This window comes from Hyphomicrobium denitrificans 1NES1 (assembly GCF_000230975.2).
GTDB lineage: Bacteria > Pseudomonadota > Alphaproteobacteria > Rhizobiales > Hyphomicrobiaceae > Hyphomicrobium_B > Hyphomicrobium_B denitrificans_A.
This window is the reverse complement of the sequence record NC_021172.1, coordinates 1,542,994-1,558,737: the sequence shown is the minus strand read 5'-3', so window position 1 is coordinate 1,558,737 and position 15,744 is coordinate 1,542,994. Positions and strand designations below refer to the sequence as shown.

Below are 15,744 nucleotides of genomic sequence, written 5' to 3'. Positions count from 1 at the left end.
TCGCGTCAGACCTTCAAACCCGCTTTGCGCAGTTGCCCGACGACACGCTCTTTCTTTTCGCTGGGAATTCGCAAACGCAATTCGATGCTGCCGTCCTTACGGGCTTCTCGCGCCAGCACGTCACATGTCTCGTGCAGCCAATTGAGGAGTGCCCCCTGGCTTCCTGGAATAATGACATCGAGAATTTCGTCGGCGACGCTGAGCCGCCTGTCGATCGCGTCGAGCAGTGGTACGATCCCCTCCCCCGTCGCGGCCGAAACCAGCACGGGCGGACACTCGTTACGCAGGGCTTCGTGTTGAAGCTCCCCACGCCTGTCGTGCGAAACAAGGTCGATCTTGTTCCAGACTTCCAGAATGTGCCCGTCGGCCTGGATCGTATCGATTCCAAGTTCGCCCAAGACCTTTTCGACGTCGCGTGCCTGCGCTTCGGTCTCCTCATGCGCAATGTCGCGCACATGCAGAATGAGATCGGCTTCGACAACCTCTTCAAGTGTGGCGCGGAACGCGGCGACGAGCATCGTCGGCAGGTCCGAGATGAACCCAACCGTATCGGAAAGAATGATGCGCCGGGCGCTCGGAAGCTTTACTTCCCGCATCGTCGGATCGAGCGTTGCGAACACCTGATCCATCGCGACGACGCCGGCGCCGGTGATCTTGTTGAACAGCGTCGATTTCCCGGCGTTCGTGTAGCCGACGACGGCCACGATCGGATACGGCACCTTGCGCCGTCCTTTGCGATGCAGATCGCGCGTCCTGACAACATCCGCCAGATCGCGCTTGATGGCGTCGATGCGATCCTGAAGCATGCGCCGGTCGAGTTCGATCTGCGCTTCGCCCGGGCCGCCGAGAAAGCCGCCGCCGCCGCGCTGGCGTTCCAAGTGGGTCCAGGCGCGGACCAACCGCCCCTTCTGATAAGAAAGATGCGCGAGTTCGACCTGCAGCACGCCTTCCCGCGTTCGCGCCCGGGCGCCGAAGATCTCGAGAATGAGCCCGGTGCGATCCACCACCTTCGTGTTCCACGCCTTTTCAAGATTGCGCTGCTGCACCGGCGTCAAAGCGTGATCGACGACGACCAGGCCGATATCAAGATCGCGTACACGTTGGCCGAGTTCATCGACCTTGCCCGATCCTAGTAGGGTCGACGGCCGCGGCTCCGACATCGGCACGATTGCAGAATCGATGATGTCGAGTTCGATGGCGTTGGCGAGACCGACGGCTTCGGACAGTCGATTTTCCGGCGTGTGGATTTCGCGCGTCCCTTTTGCGGCCTCGCCTGAGCGCGCCGGGCGCTTCAAAGCCGGTACGAGCACGAGCGTACGCGTTCTCGGCTGACGCGTCTCTTTGCTCGCACGTCGGCGTTTCCGGCCCGAAGCCCGCTCGCCGTCGTCATTTTCAGAATGCGGTGTCAACCGGCGCCTTCGCCGTCCTGATCGTTGAGGTTGACCGGGCCTCCCGGCATGATGGTCGAAATGGCGTGCTTGTAGACGAGTTGAGAATGTCCATCGCGCCGGAGCAGCACGCAGAAATTATCAAACCAGCTCACGATGCCCTGCAGCTTGACGCCGTTGATGAGAAAGATCGTCAGCGGGGTTTTATTTTTGCGAACGTAATTAAGAAAGGTGTCTTGCAGATTTTGAGTTTTTTCAGCCGCCATGTTTTTGTCCGTTCTTCTCGACGTCTTTTGGAAAGCGCCGGGCGCCGTCGTGCTTAGAAAAAATCGACGAAGCGTCCAAGCGGCGGTTTCGACGGGCATCGGGGGGATGACAATCGAAGCGGAGGTACTTTACAGGGGTTATTGCTTCGCACAATGCGGCAACATTCGCACTACACGATTGAAATTTCGGCCAGTTGATGGAAACGCGACCGGAGGCGCCGCGCGACCGGACCCGGACGCCCTTCCCCGATCGCCTTGCCGTCGATGGCGACAACCGGCATGACCGTGTTTGTCGCTGATGTCACAAAAGCCTCGCGCGCTTTCAACGCTTCCGAGAGTGTGAACGCGCGTTCTTCAACTTTCAACCGTTCAGACGCGGCGATGTCGTTAACAGTGGCGCGCGTGATGCCCGGAAGGATGCGGGTATCGAGTTGGCGCGTAACAAGCACACCCTCACCCGTCACGATCCAGGCATTACTGGATGCGCCCTCCGTGATAGCGCCGGAGGAGTCGACGAACCACGCCTCATTGGCACCGTCGCGGCGCGCCGCGTCCTTTGCGAGCACAGCCGGCAACAGCATCACCGTTTTGATATCCGAGCGGCCCCAGCGATTGTCAGGCATCGTCTTGATGGTGATGCCTTGCTCGGCGAGTTCGTCCGCCCATCCTCGCCTCTGCGCGCGCGCGAGAACTATGAGTGTCGGGAAAATTTCTGGTCCCGGGAAAGAGAAATTTCTCGGGCCTGCGCCGCGCGTCACCTGGATATAGACGATGCCGTTACGGACGCGGTTTCGGTGCAAAACCTCGCCTATGATGTTCAGCAAGGCCCGATCGGACATCGGCCGCGCGATCGCCAGCTCGCCGAGCGAACGCGCCAGCCGTGCCAGATGGCGAGTTGCGTCAACCAGTCGGCCGTCGAGCACCTCGATGACTTCGTAGACGGCATCGGCAAATTGAAAGCCGCGATCCTCGGCGTGGATCGCAGCTTCAGCGTAGCGCTTGTAGGCGCCATTGACATAAACGATGCGGGTCACGCGGCCTGCCCTCAGGAAACGGACCGCAGATCGCCTGCCCGCTGCTCGGACGAAACGCCCAGCGCCCGAAGCTTCCGGTGCAGGGCCGAACGCTCCATGCCGACGAATTCGGCCGTTCGCGAGATGTTGCCGCCGAAGCGATTGATCTGCGCCAGCAGATACTCCCGCTCGAAGATTTCGCGCGCTTCGCGCAGTGGCAGCGACATCAGATGTTCGGCTCCGCCGTTGACCGGCAGCGGCACGTTCGAGCCGATTTCGTCGGGAAGCATGTCGGCCGTGATCGCTGCGTTCGGATCGCCGCCTGCGAGGATCAACAAGCGTTCGACGTTGTTGCGAAGCTCGCGCACGTTGCCCGGCCAATCGTGAGCCTGCAGCACGGCGATGGCATCCTCGCCGATCCGTCGCGGCGCCAGGCCGGATGTCTGGGCGACTTGCCCGACGAAATACTGAATGAGATCGGGAATGTCCTCGCGTCGCTCCGCAAGGCTCGGCACGCGCAGCGTCACGACGTTGAGACGGTGATAGAGGTCTTCCCGGAAACGCCCCTCGCGAATGTCCTGATCGAGATCGCGCGATGTCGATGAAATGATACGGACGTCGACCGACACCTTCTGGCTTCCGCCAAGGCGCAGAAATTTCTGCTCGACGAGCACACGCAGGACTTTTCCTTGCGTCTCCATCGGCATGTCGGCGACTTCATCGATGTAAAGCGTGCCGGTATGAGCTTCTTCCAATGCACCGACCTTGCGCGGACCGCCGGTGCGGTCCTCGGTTCCGAACAACTCCTCCTCGACGCGGTCGGGAACCATTGCCGCCGCATTGAGCACGACGAACGGACCGTCGGCGCGTAGCGACTTCTGGTGCAGAACCCGCGCGGCAAGCTCCTTGCCCGAACCCGAAGCGCCGCGCAGCATGATGCGGCTGTTGGTCGGGCCGGCCTTGTCGATGTTGTTCTTGAGCTGATTGATTGCGGGGGATTTGCCGATCATCTCGGCCGAGACGACCGAACGTTCCTTAAGTTCCCGCACCTCGCGCTTCAATTGCGAGGCCTCAAGCGCGCGCAACGTCACTAGAACCAGGCGGTCGGCCTTGAATGGCTTCTCGATATAATCGTACGCGCCGCGCTTGATGGCAGTGACGGCCGTCTCGATGTTGCCGTGGCCCGAAATGATGACGACCGGCAGATCGGGATACGTCCGCTTCATAATCGTCAGCACCTCGAGGCCGTCGAGGCGGCTGCCCTGCAGCCAGATGTCGAGAATGACAAGGTGCGGTTTTCTATCCTCGATTGCGCGCAACGCCTCATCGCTGTCGCGTGCGAGGCGCGTCCGGTGGCCTTCGTCTTGCAAGATACCGGCAATCAGATCCCGAATATCAGCTTCGTCATCAACGATCAAAATATCAGCGGACATCGTGGCGCTCCTGGGGACTGGACTTTTGTATCATGCTCTGCTCGCGGCATGCGAGGCGTTATGAAGTTGTTCAGTGGAAAGGTCGTTTCCGATTTCCTTGATAGGCAATGTCATGCGAATGAGCGCTCCGCGCGTTCGTGTTGCCGTGTGGGGCGCATCCTCGAGAGTCAGCGTGCCGCCGTGCTGTTCGACGACCTTCTGCACGATTGCGAGGCCGAGGCCCGTGCCCTTGGCACGCGTCGTAACATAAGGCTCGAGAAGCTTGGCACGGTTCTGCTTCGGCAAGCCTATGCCGTTGTCGATGACCTCGATTGCAACGCGATCGGCGGCCGGCTTAACCTTCACTTCGATCTCGCCCTTGTATCCGGCCGGGCGCCCTTGGGGCTCGCCATAGGATTCGATCGCTTCCGCCGCGTTCTTGATCAGATTGGTGACGGCCTGCGAAACAAGTCTCAAATCGAAGCGCGCGCGTACCGGGTCATCGGGAATTGAAAGCTTGAAATCGACATCCTTGTGGCCTTCGCGAAAGAGAACCGCCGGCTCCTGCACGGCAAGCCTCAAATCCTGATCGGCCATGACAGGTTGCGGCATGCGCGCGAAGGAGGCGAACTCATCGACCATGCTCTTGATCTGGCCGGTTTGCCGTTCGATCGTTTGCGTCAGCGTTTCGAACAGGTCGTGGTCCTCGGAAACCTGCTTGCCAAATTTCCGGCGCAGCCGTTCGGCTGAAAGTTGTATTGGCGTTAGTGGATTTTTGATTTCGTGCGCGATGCGTCGCGCGACGTCCGCCCAGGCGCTTGTGCGCTGTGCTTGAACGAGTTCCGAGATGTCATCAAACGTAACGACGGAGCCGACATCGCCCTCGCCGGCGCGTTCATGCGTGACCTTGACGGCGAACGTCCGCTCTTCGTCGCCGATCTGTTTCTTGATTTCGCCCTGGCCCTTGTTCTTGAATCCCGTCTCGTCAGACGGTCCAAGCACCAACGCAAATTCCGGAACGACGTCAGCCAAGGGCTTGCCGACGACATCGGCTCCCGCGAGACCGAGCAGCCTTTCCGCCGAACGGCTGAGCAGCGTGATGCGATCGGAGCTGTCGAGGCCTATGACGCCGGCCGAAACGCCGGACAGCACCGCTTCGATGAAATTGCGCCGTTCGGTGAGTTGCGTGTTCGTCTGATGCAGTGCGTCCTGCTGCAGCTTCAGCTCACGCGTCATCAGGTTGAAGGTGTGCGACAGGCGCCGCAAATCGCCTTCGCCGCGTTTTTCAGGCAATGCGATTTCGAGATTGCCCTTTGAAACTTCCTGGGCGCCGGCGATCAATCTCCGGATCGGCGCCACGAAACGCCCTGCGAACCACATGCCGACCCAGATGGCGGCCAGCAGCGACGTGACCGAAATCATGAAATAGATGAGGCCGTGCGCGACCTTGAGACCGCCCTTCGCTTTCCTCAGCCGCGTGTATTCGTAGACATTCTGCTCTGTTCTCTGAAGGTGGTTGATCACCTTCGGGCTGACGCCGCGTGCCACATAAAGATAGCGGCCGGGCATGCTGTCGATCTTGGCGACTGCCGAGATCCGATAATCGCTCGACGGCCTCGACAATGCGACCTGACCGGCCTCGGCCTGTTTGATGTCCGCCAGCGAAGGAACGACATATGGCAATTTCGGATCGTCGAGCGCGAGCACAATCGGAACGCCATCGCCGTCGACCACGTAGGCCGATGTCAAATCGCGAAGGCCCGCCTGCCCGATGAGGAATTTCTGGAACGCATCCGGATCGGCGCTGAGCGTCGCGGCTTCGCCGTTGATGTCCCGGACCATGTTGACGATGTCTGTCCGGATGATCTGGCTGTGCTCGTCGACGTAGGCTTTCGCGACATCGTAGGAATTTTCAACGATCGCACTCGTGCGTCCGGAAAACCAACCGTCGAGTGACCGCGAGAAGGTCGTCGTGGCAGCAATTGCGAGCAATCCTGCCGGCAGCGCTGCAATCAGACTGAATAGAACGACGATACGCGTGTGCAATCGGGCGCCCGGAATCCTCTCTATCCAGGCGCGGCGAAGTCCGAGTGCCTGCCAGCCGACGATTGTGAGCATCGTCAGGATCAGCAGCACGTTCACCGCGAGTGCCGCCCAGACGTATTCGTTGCGCGGCGTGATTGCGGTCAGGCCCGTCAGGATCATGTAGCTGGCGAGCGCCGACAGCATCGACAGCAGCACCACGCCCAAGCCGAACCAGAAGGCCCGGTCGGACGGATTGAGCGATGTCGCGCCTTCCTCCATCAGCGCGGCAGCCGACTGCCGGGATTGATCGGCATGCATTGTATTCGTTTTGCTGTTGCTGCCATTCATCAGTTTGTGCTCGGCCCGACCATCGAAACGACACCGCTTTCCCTGCGAAAGGCACCAACCGACTGCAACGAATGCCGTCGAAATCATTCTGTGAGACCGACAACGTGTTCAACGTGCGATCCTGTGCAGCCGATCCGCTACACTTAGGTGACCCAACAGGCTAACTGTGACATTTTCGCGACATTGATGGTGCAGTTCAAGCGCCAAGCGCGAGTCTGCGGGTTTCGTGCACGTTTTTTGGGAAAAGTCGCTGCTCTCCCAACCGATAGCTCAACCTTCGACGGTGCGAAACACGCGGATGTTGAGGTCGCGGATACGGGCGCGCAACGTATTCCGGTTGAGCCCCAGAAGCTCGGCGGCCCTTATCTGGTTGCCGCGCGTCGCTGCGAGCGCTGCACTCAGCAGCGGCTTTTCAACGTCGCGAATGATGCGATCGTAGAGACCTGGCGGCGGCAGCTCGTTGCCGAACGACGAGAAATAGCGCGACAGATAGCGTTCGACGGACTCGCTGAGGTCGCCGTTCTCCAGGCTGCCTCCAGGCGGAGACGAAATCGCCGAGCCTGCGAGTTCCTGCTCCACGATCTGGGTCGTCAGCGTGTCCTGTGGATAAAGCGCGACGAGTCGCCGGACAACATTCTCGAGCTCGCGCACATTGCCGGGCCACGGATGGGCCTTCAGCCGTTCGATTGCCGCGCTCTCGATTGATTTTTGTCCGAGCCCTTCCCGCGTTGCCTGCCTCAGAAAATGCCGGACGAGATCGCCGACGTCTTCGAGGCGCTCGCGCAGTGGCGGCAAGCGGATCGGCACGACGTTAAGCCGATAGAACAGGTCTTCGCGGAACAATCCCTGCTGGATTTGCGATTTGAGATCGCGGTGGGTGGCGGCGATAATGCGCACGTTGGTCTTGATCGGCGTGCGCCCGCCGACGGTCGTGTATTCGCCTTGCTGGAGGACGCGCAGCAGGCGCGTCTGAGCTTCGAGCGGCATATCGCCGATCTCGTCAAGGAACAGCGTGCCGCCCTCGGCCTGCTCGAAGCGGCCCGGCGTCCGCGTCTGCGCGCCGGTGAATGCGCCCTTCTCGTGGCCGAAAAGTTCGCTCTCGATCAATTCGCGCGGGATCGCTGCCATGTTGATTGCAACGAACGGTCCGTGGCGGCGCTTGCCATAGTCGTGAAGGACGCGCGCAACGAGTTCCTTGCCTGTCCCGCTTTCGCCGTTGATCATGACGGTCAAATCGCTCTGCGTCAGGCGCGCGAGTACGCGATAGATGTCTTGCATCGGCAGCGAGCGGCCGATCAACGGCAGTTCATCGGAATCCCGCTCAGCCGCCGGCGTCTGGCGTTTGCGTCCGGGTTCGGAAAGCGCCCGCGAAATGACCGCGACGACCTCGCTCAGGTCGAAGGGCTTCGGCAGGTATTCGAAGGCGCCCTTTTCCGTTGCGGTCAACGCCGTCATCAGAGTGTTCTGCGCGCTCATGACGATGATCGGCAGATCGGGCCTGAGCTTTTTGATGCGTGGAATGAGATCAAAAGCGTTCTCGTCCGGCATGACGACGTCGGTGATGACGACGTCGCCTTCTCCCTGGCTGACCCAGCGCCATAGCGTTGCTGCATTCCCGGTGGCGCGCGGCGCAAAGCCCGCCCGCGCCAACGCCTGATTGAGCACCGTCCGAATGGCGGTGTCGTCATCGGCAATGAGAACCGTGCCTCTGGCCATCAACCCTCTCTCGACGTTTGGAGCGTGCTGATCCGGGATCGCTGCATCGGCAGCAGGACGCGGAATATGGTACGTCTGGGTTCGCTGTCGCATTCGATGATGCCGCCGTGGTCGGCGATGATCTTGGCGACGAGCGCAAGGCCGAGGCCGCTGCCCGTGGTTTTCGTCGTTACGAACGGGTCGAAGAGATGCGGCTTTAAATGCTCGGGGATGCCGCAGCCGTTGTCCTCGATCTGGATCATCAACGGCAGGCTGACGCGCGTATCCGTACCGGGAAGCGAGAGCCTCACTCCGGGTCGGAACGCCGTCTGCAAAATGATGCGTCCGGTTTCATGATTGTTGCCGATCGCTTCTGCGGCGTTCTTCAGCAGATTGAGGAAAACCTGGACCAGCTTGTCGCGATTGCCGAGAACGTGCGGCAAAGACGGATCGTAATCTTCGACATACCGGATGCCATGCCCGAACCCGTGCTCTGCAATCCGGCGTACGTGATTGAGAACGTCGTGAATATTGACGGCTTCCTTGGCAAGGGGCCGCTCGTCGCCGAAAACCTCCATACGATCGACGAGCGTCCGTATGCGATCGGTTTCCGAACAAATGAGTTGTGTCAGGGCGCGGTCCTCATCTGACAGGCCGGGCTCCAAAAGTTGCGCTGCCCCGCGAATGCCGGAGAGCGGGTTCTTGATCTCGTGCGCGAGCACGCCCGCCATGCCTGAAACCGAGCGCGCCGCGGCGCGATGCGTCAATTGCCGCTCGATCATCTGCGCCATCGAGCGCTGCTGCAGCATCAGAAACATGTTGCGCGGTTCTTCCGGCAACGGTCCGCCGTAAAGGTCTACGAGTTTCGAACCTGAGAACCGCGGCGTCGCAATCTCGATTCCGTACTCGTTGATCGTCGCTCCGGTAGCCTGCACTTGCTCGACGAGCGCCATCAGCGGACAACCGAAGGCCACGATGTCCGAAAGGCGGCTCCGCATCAGCATCGACGCGCTCATCGAGAAGAAGGCTTCGGCTGCCGCGTTGGCGAACACGATGGATTCATCCTCGCCTACGACGAGGACGGGATGGGGCAGCGCGTTGAGCAGGCTCTCGCAATCGACGGTCCGGGGCGGAACGGCTTCAATCTTCGATTTGCGCACCGTCGCTTTACTGCTCATGCCGCCAAAGGCTCCACACCCGAATAGAACGCTGAAAGACCCGCGAGCACGTGCTGAGGATCGAGCGCCGTGCAGAGCCGTGCTCGCCAGGCTTTGACGGTCATTGCGTCGGCGCGGCTCGATACGAGGTACCAGCCGATATGCTTGCGGGCGTTTTTGAGGCCAAGCTCGCGGCCATAGTGCGTCAGCATCGCATCCACGTGCTCGAGGGCGATATCGCGCTGCGCGGAAAGGCTCGGATCGCCGGGATCGTGGTCACACGAAAGCGCTTTCGCGATGCGGCCGGGCATCCAGGGTGCGCCGTAAGCCCCACGTCCGACCATGACGCCCTGCGCGCCGGACGCGTCGAGTGCTTGGCGCGCATCGGCAGGAGAATTAATATCGCCGTTGACGAGGACCGGAAGCGACGTCGTTTCGACGACGGACCGCACGCCGTCCCAGTCGGCGGCGCCCTTGAAGAATTGGCATCGGGTGCGGCCGTGCACCGTGATGAGCTTGACACCTTCGGCTTCGGCCCGGCGCGCGAGCTCTGCGGCATTGCGCGTCTTGTCATCCCAGCCGAGCCGCATCTTGAGGGTCACTGGAATGCCGGCGGCTTGGACTACGGCTCGGATCAGCGCCTGGGCATGATCGAGATTGCGCATCAGCGCGGAGCCCGAAAGCTTGCCGGTCACCTCTTTCGCAGGACATCCCATGTTGATGTCGATGATGTCTGCGCCTTTGGCCTCGGCGATCCGTGCGCCGTCAGCCATCCACCGTTCTTCGCGCCCGGCAAGTTGCATCACAAACGGCGTCAGATCGCGACCCTCGGCGCGGCGCAGCACGTCGGCCCGCGACTTTACTAGCTCCTCGCTGGCGATCATCTCCGAAACGACGAACGTCGCTCCCAGCCGATGCGCCAGGCGGCGGAAAGGCAGGTCGCTAACTCCGGACATCGGCGCCAGCGCAACCATCGGAGTGCCGCTAATGAAGGTTTTCAGCATGTGTGCTGCTGGTTTGCCTATAATTTAAGCAGTACTCAATAATGCCGTTAGTTTAAGCAGACTAGGATGCGGCTTCCAAATACGCAAGCCCCGATCTCGAATGTCGCACCCGGAGGCGCGACGGCCGTTGCGGATTGCGCCAACTCGGGGCACTGAGCTTCATCCAGACGGCAAAGCGGGTTTGCCTGGGGACTGAATTCCGGATGGAGATTCGACATGCGCATTGCCGCTTTGATCGTCGCGGCCGGCAGGGGAACGCGCGCCGCGGCTTCCGGCAGCGGACCGAAGCAATACGCTCCGATCGGCGGCCGGCCGGTGCTGGCTCATACGATCGAAGCGTTCGTCGGCCATCCTGAGATCGACGAGGTTAAAGTCGTCATTCACCAAGATGACGGCGACTTGTACGCAGCCGCAGCGGGAAACACGCCGAAGCTTTCGCCCCCTGCGATAGGCGGCGCGACTCGGCAGGCGTCCGTGCTGAACGGTCTGCAGGCGCTCGCCGCGTCATCTCCCGATCTCGTGCTCATTCACGATGCAGCGCGCCCGTTCGTTTCCGCAGCGACGATCTCGAAAGTCATCGAAGCACTGAAGAACGGGCCCACAGCGCTTGCGGCGCTGCCGGTTACCGACACGCTGAAGCGTGCGTCGGACAGCGGCATCGTGAGAGACACCATTCCACGCGCTGGACTTTGGCGTGCGCAGACGCCGCAAGGCTTCCACTTTGCACCGATCCTCGACGCGCATCGGAAAGCGGCAGAACAAGGTCTCGACCAATTTACCGACGACGCTGCCATTGCCGAATGGGGCGGCGCCGACGTAGCAATCGTCGAAGACACGACGGGTAACATCAAACTCACCACCGCAGAGGATCTCGAATTGGCCAACCGGCAGATGGCTTCGCAAAACGCATGGGAACCGCACACAGGAACGGGGTTCGACGTTCACCGCTTTACCGACGGCGACCACGTCTGGCTGGGCGGTGTGAAAATTCCGCATACGCACAAGCTCGAAGGGCATTCCGATGCCGACGTCATTCTCCACGCGCTGACCGATGCGCTGCTCGGCGCTCTCGGCGACGGCGACATCGGACAGCACTTCCCGCCATCGGATCCCAAGTGGAAGGGTGCCGCCTCGCGCCTATTTCTTGAAGACGCCGCGCGGCGCGTGAGGGACCGCGGCGGGCGCATCGTCAATGTCGATATCACCGTTCTCGCCGAAGCACCGCGCATCGGCCCGCACCGTCCCGCGATGCAAGCTCTGATCGGCGATGTGCTTGGCCTGACGGCGGATCGCATCGGCATCAAGGCGACGACGACCGAAGGCATGGGCTTTACCGGCCGTCGCGAAGGCATTGCCGCGATGGCGTCAGCAAGTGTCCTGCTCCCATGTGGCGCCAGCGTATGAGCGGCGACGACGAGTTTCCGGACATCAGCGAGAACCGAGCTCTGCGGCTTACGGTCCGCAACGTCGCAGCGCTCAATCTCACCTACTTCGGAATCGAGTTTGCCGTCGCACTGGCGATCGGGTCGGTTGCGCTCTTTGCCGACAGCGTGGACTTTCTCGAGGACGGCGCCGTCAATCTATTGATCCTCGCGGGGCTCGGATTCTCCGCAGCGCGGCGCGCGAAACTCGGAATGCTTCTCGCCGCGATCATTCTTTTTCCGGCGCTCGCGACGCTCTGGACGGCATGGCAGAATTTTTCGAACGGCACCGTGCCCGAGCCGGTTCCTCTGACCGCAACCGGTCTAGGTGCATTCGCCGTCAATTTCATCTGTGCGCGGCTCCTGGCGCCGTTTCGTACGGCCGGCGGAAGCCTGACACGCGCCGCATTCCTCTCTGCGCGAAACGACGTCATTGCCAACGTTGCCATCGTCATCGCCGGACTGCTGACGGCGGCAACCGCATCGACGTGGCCTGACCTGATCGTCGGACTTGGGATCGCCGCCATCAACGCCGGCGCAGCGCACGAAGTCTATGAAGCGGCCCGCGCCGAGCACCTTGCCGCCAGATCCTGAACAACCGGACACAGGGTTGCATGTCACACCTTGATGATGTGACGACAGCGCCAATGCGCATTTGCAACGGCTTTGATCGTTGACCCGCCTGCCAGAATCGCGGCATCAAATGGCTATGTGGTTGTATTGCCACGAACCACACGAAAGCGCTCACATACGGGAGCCGATATGAACGTCATGCCCCACACTCTTGACCGTCCACCCGCCGATGCCGCGATCAGCACCATCGCCGAGACGACCGCCGAGATGTGCCTTGCGACCCGTGTGCGTCAGCTTTCGCGCATCGTCACGCGCGTCTACGATGATGCCTTGCGCCCACTCGGCATCACTGCGAGCCAATACACCTTGCTCGCCCAGTTAGCCTCACGTGACGGAATCACTGCCGTCGAGATCGGACACGAACTCGATATCGAGAAATCGACACTTTCGCGCAACCTCAAGCGCCTTCTGGCGCTTGGCCATATCATCATGGATCCGCCCGCCGGACGGCGTGGCCGCGGTCTGCACCTTACGCCCAAAGGTCAGGCCGTTCTAAAGGATGCATATCCGATATGGCAGGACGCACAGAAGCGGACGGTCGGGGCCATGGGCTCCGACAGTCGGACTGTCCTCGACAGCTTGCTTTCACATGCCGAGGTCCTAGCCGCGGCCTGATCAGCCAGGCCGTTTGCACATTCTCCTCTCTCTGGATAGCCTTACCGGAGAGTGCTTCGCCCGAAGCACTCTCCGAATTTCGTTTGGGTCGGGCCTATTGCTGGCGATCGTGAGGGGTGCGTGTTCCCATCCGACATTCTGGTTAGCGCAGGGCGGGTCGTTGCCAAATTACGCGCTGCGCACCTCAAGATTACCACGGCAGAGAGTTGCACGGGCGGGCTCATAGCCGGCGCGATCACGACGGTCGCCGGATCGTCCTACGTTTTCGATCAGGGTTTCGTGACCTACGCCAACTCCGCCAAAACCGCGATGATCGGTGTCGATGCCGGTTTGATACGCGAGTACGGCGCCGTCAGTGCAGAGGTTGGCCGCGCCATGGCTGACGGTGCCCTAAAAGCAGCCGCAGCCGACGTCGCAGTGGCGGTCACCGGCATTGCCGGTCCGGGGGGCGGAACGCCAGAGAAGCCGGTCGGCCTGGTTTTCATCGGAATTGCTTTCCGAAAAGCGCCGAGCCACGTGCAGCGATTCGAATTCGGCGATATAGGTCGTGAGGGCGTTCGCCTCGCGACCGTCCGCGAAGCCTTGGTGCTACTCGAAAGGGTTGGCTAATGACGCACTCGCGCGTGCGGACCTTCAGGATGGATGTCCGCTATCTTACCGCGCTCGTGGCAACAGCTTTATGGGCTTGCCCTGGCGTTGCGGCCGAGCTGACAGCGCACGACGTCGCGGCGCTTCTTTTCAAGGCGGCTCCCGGCAACCGGCCGGCACTCGGCAGCAAAAACCTGAAACGCCTTGATCTTGCGGGCCTCGATTTTAAAAGCGCCGATCTCAGTAAATCGGATCTGTTTGGAGCCGACCTTTCCGGAGCCGATCTCTCCAGCACGAATCTCTCGGGCGCAATGCTCGACCGCGTCACGCTGATCGGAGCCCGCCTCGACGGCGCAAATCTCGATCATGCAAGCCTGATGCGACCGTCGACCACGACGACGCTGACGCCGAGTCCTGGCGAGACGATGAGCTTCAAATCCGCGTCGCTCAGAGGCGCGAAATTCTTCGGTGTCTTCGCGGGATCGAATTTTGCAGGCGCCGATCTTACCGACTCCGTTTGCGCTCCCATTAACAAGACGGGCTTTATTGAATACATCTGGCGAACGGATTTTTCGGGCGCCAACCTGACTGGCGCACAATTGACGCGAGCCGACATGACACAAACGCGCTTGAGCTTCGCGGTGCTCAAAAACGCGGTGATGCGTGATGCCATTCTGCGCGAAGCCGATCTCTCCGGGGCAAACCTGAGCGGCGCAGATTTATCAGGCGCTGACTTGACCGACGCCGATCTAAGCGACGCCGACGTTACCGGCGCAAACCTCGAAGGGGCCAAACTCCATGCCGCAAAGGGTCTCGATACATTGAAGGGCCTGGCGCTCGCACGAAACTTCGAGAAGACTGTTCGCTAGGACTGATTTTTCTCTGCGCCAGGCTTCGGCTTTCCATAGACGTGCCCGGCTCGCTCCTCGAAGGCCACAGCGAACCGGCGAAACGCTTGATCGAACATGGCTCCGACAAGCGCCCCCATCAGCATCGAATGGAACTCGTAGTCGATGAAGAAATCGATCGTCGATCCCGTTCCCGCGGCGTCGTCGATGAAGGCCCAGTGATTGACGAGCCGCTTGAACGGTCCGTTGAGATAGCTGACGTCGATCCGCTTCTCTCTCGGCTTCGTGACGACACGCGTCGTGAAACTTTCGGCAATCGCCTTGTAGCCGACATTCATGCGTGCTGTGAGCTCCTCACCCTCGCCAAGCGGTCGCCGCGACAGGACCGAAAGACCGGTACAAAGCGGCAGAAACTCAGGGTAGCGCTCGACGTCGGCGACCAGCGCAAACATCTGATTGGCCGAAAAGGGAACGTGTCGTGTGGTTTTGAATGATGGCATGGTTGCAATATCGGCGGCTCTAGGGGCCGCCTGATTTGGCGCAACAGCCCAAGCCCGTGCCTGTCACGGGATCAGTCGCCATAATGCACATTGTGACCCGCGTGGATGAGGCCGAGCGGCGCAACACGGTTATTATGCAATGAGCCGCGCCAATAGAACGATGATGATTGCGCCGATCGCTGCCGTGACGACTTGCGAAACAAAAGCGTTGCCAATTCCGAGATTGATGCCGAGTGCCTTGAATAGATAGCCGCCGACGAAAGCACCGATGATGCCTGTCACGAGGTAACGGATCAGCCCGTGACCGCCGACGACAAAAGATGCGAAAAACCCGGCGACGATGCCGATAGCCGCGAAAACAAGGAGATCACGCGTTCGCTCATCCATGGTTAGGCTCCCGAAAGTGCTGCAATCTTACGCTTGGCGCAGATACACACGATCGATACCGACTTGCAGCCGGCGGGGCCCCTTAAACGTGGCAGCGGGCACCCAGGTACTGATTGAGCAGCTGATTGTACTTGTCAACGTCGGCGCGCTGAGAAGCCGAAAGGCTGCCGCCGCTGCTCGCGCGCTCGACTTGTGCGGGCACGCCTTTGGAGTCGAGCCGATTGAGTTGGCCGCGGATCGAGTCACAGGTCTCCCCACTCGGTAGCGCCCGTGGACCCGGATCCTGGTAACCTCCGCCGGAAGCACCGCCGCAGCCCTGCACGAGCGCCGATAAAGCGGACACCATTACAACCGCGATAAAACCCCGCATTCCGCAATCCTACTGGCTTAATAGACAGCAGCGCCCGCCGAATTATACGCGCTGCACATCAAAGACCATAGTGG

16 protein-coding genes are annotated in these 15,744 nt (G+C 60.9%); 5 read left to right on the top strand and 11 right to left on the bottom strand.

From position 1 onward, the window contains the following. Window positions 1-5: 5 nt before the first annotated feature. The 8 genes from hflX to dusB form a co-directional block, all read right to left on the bottom strand. Window positions 6-1,310 carry a GTPase HflX gene (hflX, locus tag HYPDE_RS07330; protein WP_041320991.1) on the bottom strand — a complete coding sequence of 435 codons (1,305 nt, stop codon included), beginning with the start codon at window positions 1,308-1,310 and terminating at the stop codon, window positions 6-8. Between the two features lie 95 nt (window positions 1,311-1,405). Beyond that, window positions 1,406-1,654, bottom strand: a complete 249-nt coding sequence (hfq, locus tag HYPDE_RS07325; RefSeq protein WP_015597775.1) for an RNA chaperone Hfq — start codon at window positions 1,652-1,654, stop codon at window positions 1,406-1,408. A gap of 170 nt (window positions 1,655-1,824) precedes the next feature. Next, window positions 1,825-2,688: a D-amino-acid transaminase gene (locus tag HYPDE_RS07320; RefSeq protein WP_015597774.1), complete on the bottom strand. Its 864-nt coding sequence runs from the start codon at window positions 2,686-2,688 to the stop codon at window positions 1,825-1,827. An 11-nt stretch (window positions 2,689-2,699) separates the two neighbouring features. Then, a complete protein-coding gene (locus HYPDE_RS07315) occupies window positions 2,700-4,100 on the bottom strand; it encodes a sigma-54-dependent transcriptional regulator (protein ID WP_015597773.1) in 1,401 nt (466 codons plus the stop codon). 30 nt (window positions 4,101-4,130) lie between these two features. After that, entirely contained in the window at window positions 4,131-6,452 is a 2,322-nt protein-coding gene (locus HYPDE_RS07310; RefSeq protein ID WP_144061221.1) for a sensor histidine kinase NtrY-like, read from the bottom strand. A 270-nt stretch (window positions 6,453-6,722) separates the two neighbouring features. Then, complete coding sequence (gene ntrC, locus HYPDE_RS07305) at window positions 6,723-8,168, bottom strand: nitrogen regulation protein NR(I) (RefSeq protein ID WP_015597771.1); 1,446 nt, start codon at window positions 8,166-8,168, stop codon at window positions 6,723-6,725. Beyond that, complete coding sequence (locus tag HYPDE_RS07300) at window positions 8,168-9,325, bottom strand: two-component system sensor histidine kinase NtrB (RefSeq protein ID WP_015597770.1); 1,158 nt, start codon at window positions 9,323-9,325, stop codon at window positions 8,168-8,170. Before HYPDE_RS07300 ends, ntrC begins: the two co-directional genes overlap by 1 nt. Continuing rightward, window positions 9,322-10,308 (bottom strand): tRNA dihydrouridine synthase DusB, encoded by a 987-nt coding sequence (dusB, locus tag HYPDE_RS07295; RefSeq protein WP_015597769.1) that lies wholly within the window; start codon window positions 10,306-10,308, stop codon window positions 9,322-9,324. The genes HYPDE_RS07300 and dusB overlap by 4 nt, the downstream gene beginning before the upstream one ends. A 216-nt stretch (window positions 10,309-10,524) precedes the next feature. On the opposite strand from dusB, the gene HYPDE_RS07290 reads away from it, so the two are divergent. The 5 genes from HYPDE_RS07290 to HYPDE_RS07270 all read left to right on the top strand — a co-directional run bounded on the left by HYPDE_RS07290 (window position 10,525) and on the right by HYPDE_RS07270 (window position 14,434). Continuing rightward, window positions 10,525-11,712 carry a bifunctional 2-C-methyl-D-erythritol 4-phosphate cytidylyltransferase/2-C-methyl-D-erythritol 2,4-cyclodiphosphate synthase gene (locus tag HYPDE_RS07290; RefSeq protein WP_015597768.1) on the top strand — a complete coding sequence of 396 codons (1,188 nt, stop codon included), beginning with the start codon at window positions 10,525-10,527 and terminating at the stop codon, window positions 11,710-11,712. Further along, entirely contained in the window at window positions 11,709-12,323 is a 615-nt protein-coding gene (locus HYPDE_RS07285; protein ID WP_015597767.1) for a cation transporter, read from the top strand. The genes HYPDE_RS07290 and HYPDE_RS07285 overlap by 4 nt, the downstream gene beginning before the upstream one ends. Window positions 12,324-12,500: 177 nt before the next feature. Further along, window positions 12,501-12,977: a MarR family winged helix-turn-helix transcriptional regulator gene (locus HYPDE_RS07280; RefSeq protein ID WP_244437803.1), complete on the top strand. Its 477-nt coding sequence runs from the start codon at window positions 12,501-12,503 to the stop codon at window positions 12,975-12,977. A gap of 120 nt (window positions 12,978-13,097) precedes the next feature. Beyond that, entirely contained in the window at window positions 13,098-13,586 is a 489-nt protein-coding gene (locus HYPDE_RS07275) for a CinA family protein (RefSeq protein ID WP_041320143.1), read from the top strand. After that, window positions 13,586-14,434, top strand: a complete 849-nt coding sequence (locus HYPDE_RS07270; protein WP_015597764.1) for a pentapeptide repeat-containing protein — start codon at window positions 13,586-13,588, stop codon at window positions 14,432-14,434. Before HYPDE_RS07275 ends, HYPDE_RS07270 begins: the two co-directional genes overlap by 1 nt. Here the strand turns inward: HYPDE_RS07270 and HYPDE_RS07265 are convergent. The 3 genes from HYPDE_RS07265 to HYPDE_RS07255 form a co-directional block, all read right to left on the bottom strand. Further along, window positions 14,431-14,913, bottom strand: coding sequence for a type II toxin-antitoxin system RatA family toxin (locus HYPDE_RS07265; protein ID WP_015597763.1), 483 nt, complete (start codon window positions 14,911-14,913; stop codon window positions 14,431-14,433). The two genes, HYPDE_RS07270 and HYPDE_RS07265, sit on opposite strands and share 4 nt — an antisense overlap. A gap of 132 nt (window positions 14,914-15,045) precedes the next feature. Continuing rightward, a complete protein-coding gene (locus HYPDE_RS07260) occupies window positions 15,046-15,300 on the bottom strand; it encodes a GlsB/YeaQ/YmgE family stress response membrane protein (RefSeq protein ID WP_015597762.1) in 255 nt (84 codons plus the stop codon). Window positions 15,301-15,382: 82 nt separating this feature from the next. Next, window positions 15,383-15,670, bottom strand: coding sequence for a hypothetical protein (locus HYPDE_RS07255; protein WP_041320141.1), 288 nt, complete (start codon window positions 15,668-15,670; stop codon window positions 15,383-15,385). Window positions 15,671-15,744: the final 74 nt, after the last annotated feature.

Excerpts from the sequence above, each read along its gene's own strand:
- HYPDE_RS07300 (WP_015597770.1), bottom strand. The coding sequence starts at position 9,325 with ATGAGCAGTAAAGCGACGGTGCGCAAATCGAAGATTGAAGCCGTTCCG.
- HYPDE_RS07290 (WP_015597768.1), top strand. The coding sequence starts at position 10,525 with ATGCGCATTGCCGCTTTGATCGTCGCGGCCGGCAGGGGAACGCGCGCC.
- HYPDE_RS07270 (WP_015597764.1), top strand. The coding sequence starts at position 13,586 with ATGACGCACTCGCGCGTGCGGACCTTCAGGATGGATGTCCGCTATCTT.
- HYPDE_RS07315 (WP_015597773.1), bottom strand. The coding sequence starts at position 4,100 with ATGTCCGCTGATATTTTGATCGTTGATGACGAAGCTGATATTCGGGAT.
- HYPDE_RS07285 (WP_015597767.1), top strand. The coding sequence starts at position 11,709 with ATGAGCGGCGACGACGAGTTTCCGGACATCAGCGAGAACCGAGCTCTG.
- HYPDE_RS07280 (WP_244437803.1), top strand. The coding sequence starts at position 12,501 with ATGCCCCACACTCTTGACCGTCCACCCGCCGATGCCGCGATCAGCACC.
- hfq (WP_015597775.1), bottom strand. The coding sequence starts at position 1,654 with ATGGCGGCTGAAAAAACTCAAAATCTGCAAGACACCTTTCTTAATTAC.
- HYPDE_RS07260 (WP_015597762.1), bottom strand. The coding sequence starts at position 15,300 with ATGGATGAGCGAACGCGTGATCTCCTTGTTTTCGCGGCTATCGGCATC.
- dusB (WP_015597769.1), bottom strand. The coding sequence starts at position 10,308 with ATGCTGAAAACCTTCATTAGCGGCACTCCGATGGTTGCGCTGGCGCCG.
- HYPDE_RS07265 (WP_015597763.1), bottom strand. The coding sequence starts at position 14,913 with ATGCCATCATTCAAAACCACACGACACGTTCCCTTTTCGGCCAATCAG.
- ntrC (WP_015597771.1), bottom strand. The coding sequence starts at position 8,168 with ATGGCCAGAGGCACGGTTCTCATTGCCGATGACGACACCGCCATTCGG.
- HYPDE_RS07310 (WP_144061221.1), bottom strand. The coding sequence starts at position 6,452 with ATGAATGGCAGCAACAGCAAAACGAATACAATGCATGCCGATCAATCC.
- HYPDE_RS07255 (WP_041320141.1), bottom strand. The coding sequence starts at position 15,670 with ATGCGGGGTTTTATCGCGGTTGTAATGGTGTCCGCTTTATCGGCGCTC.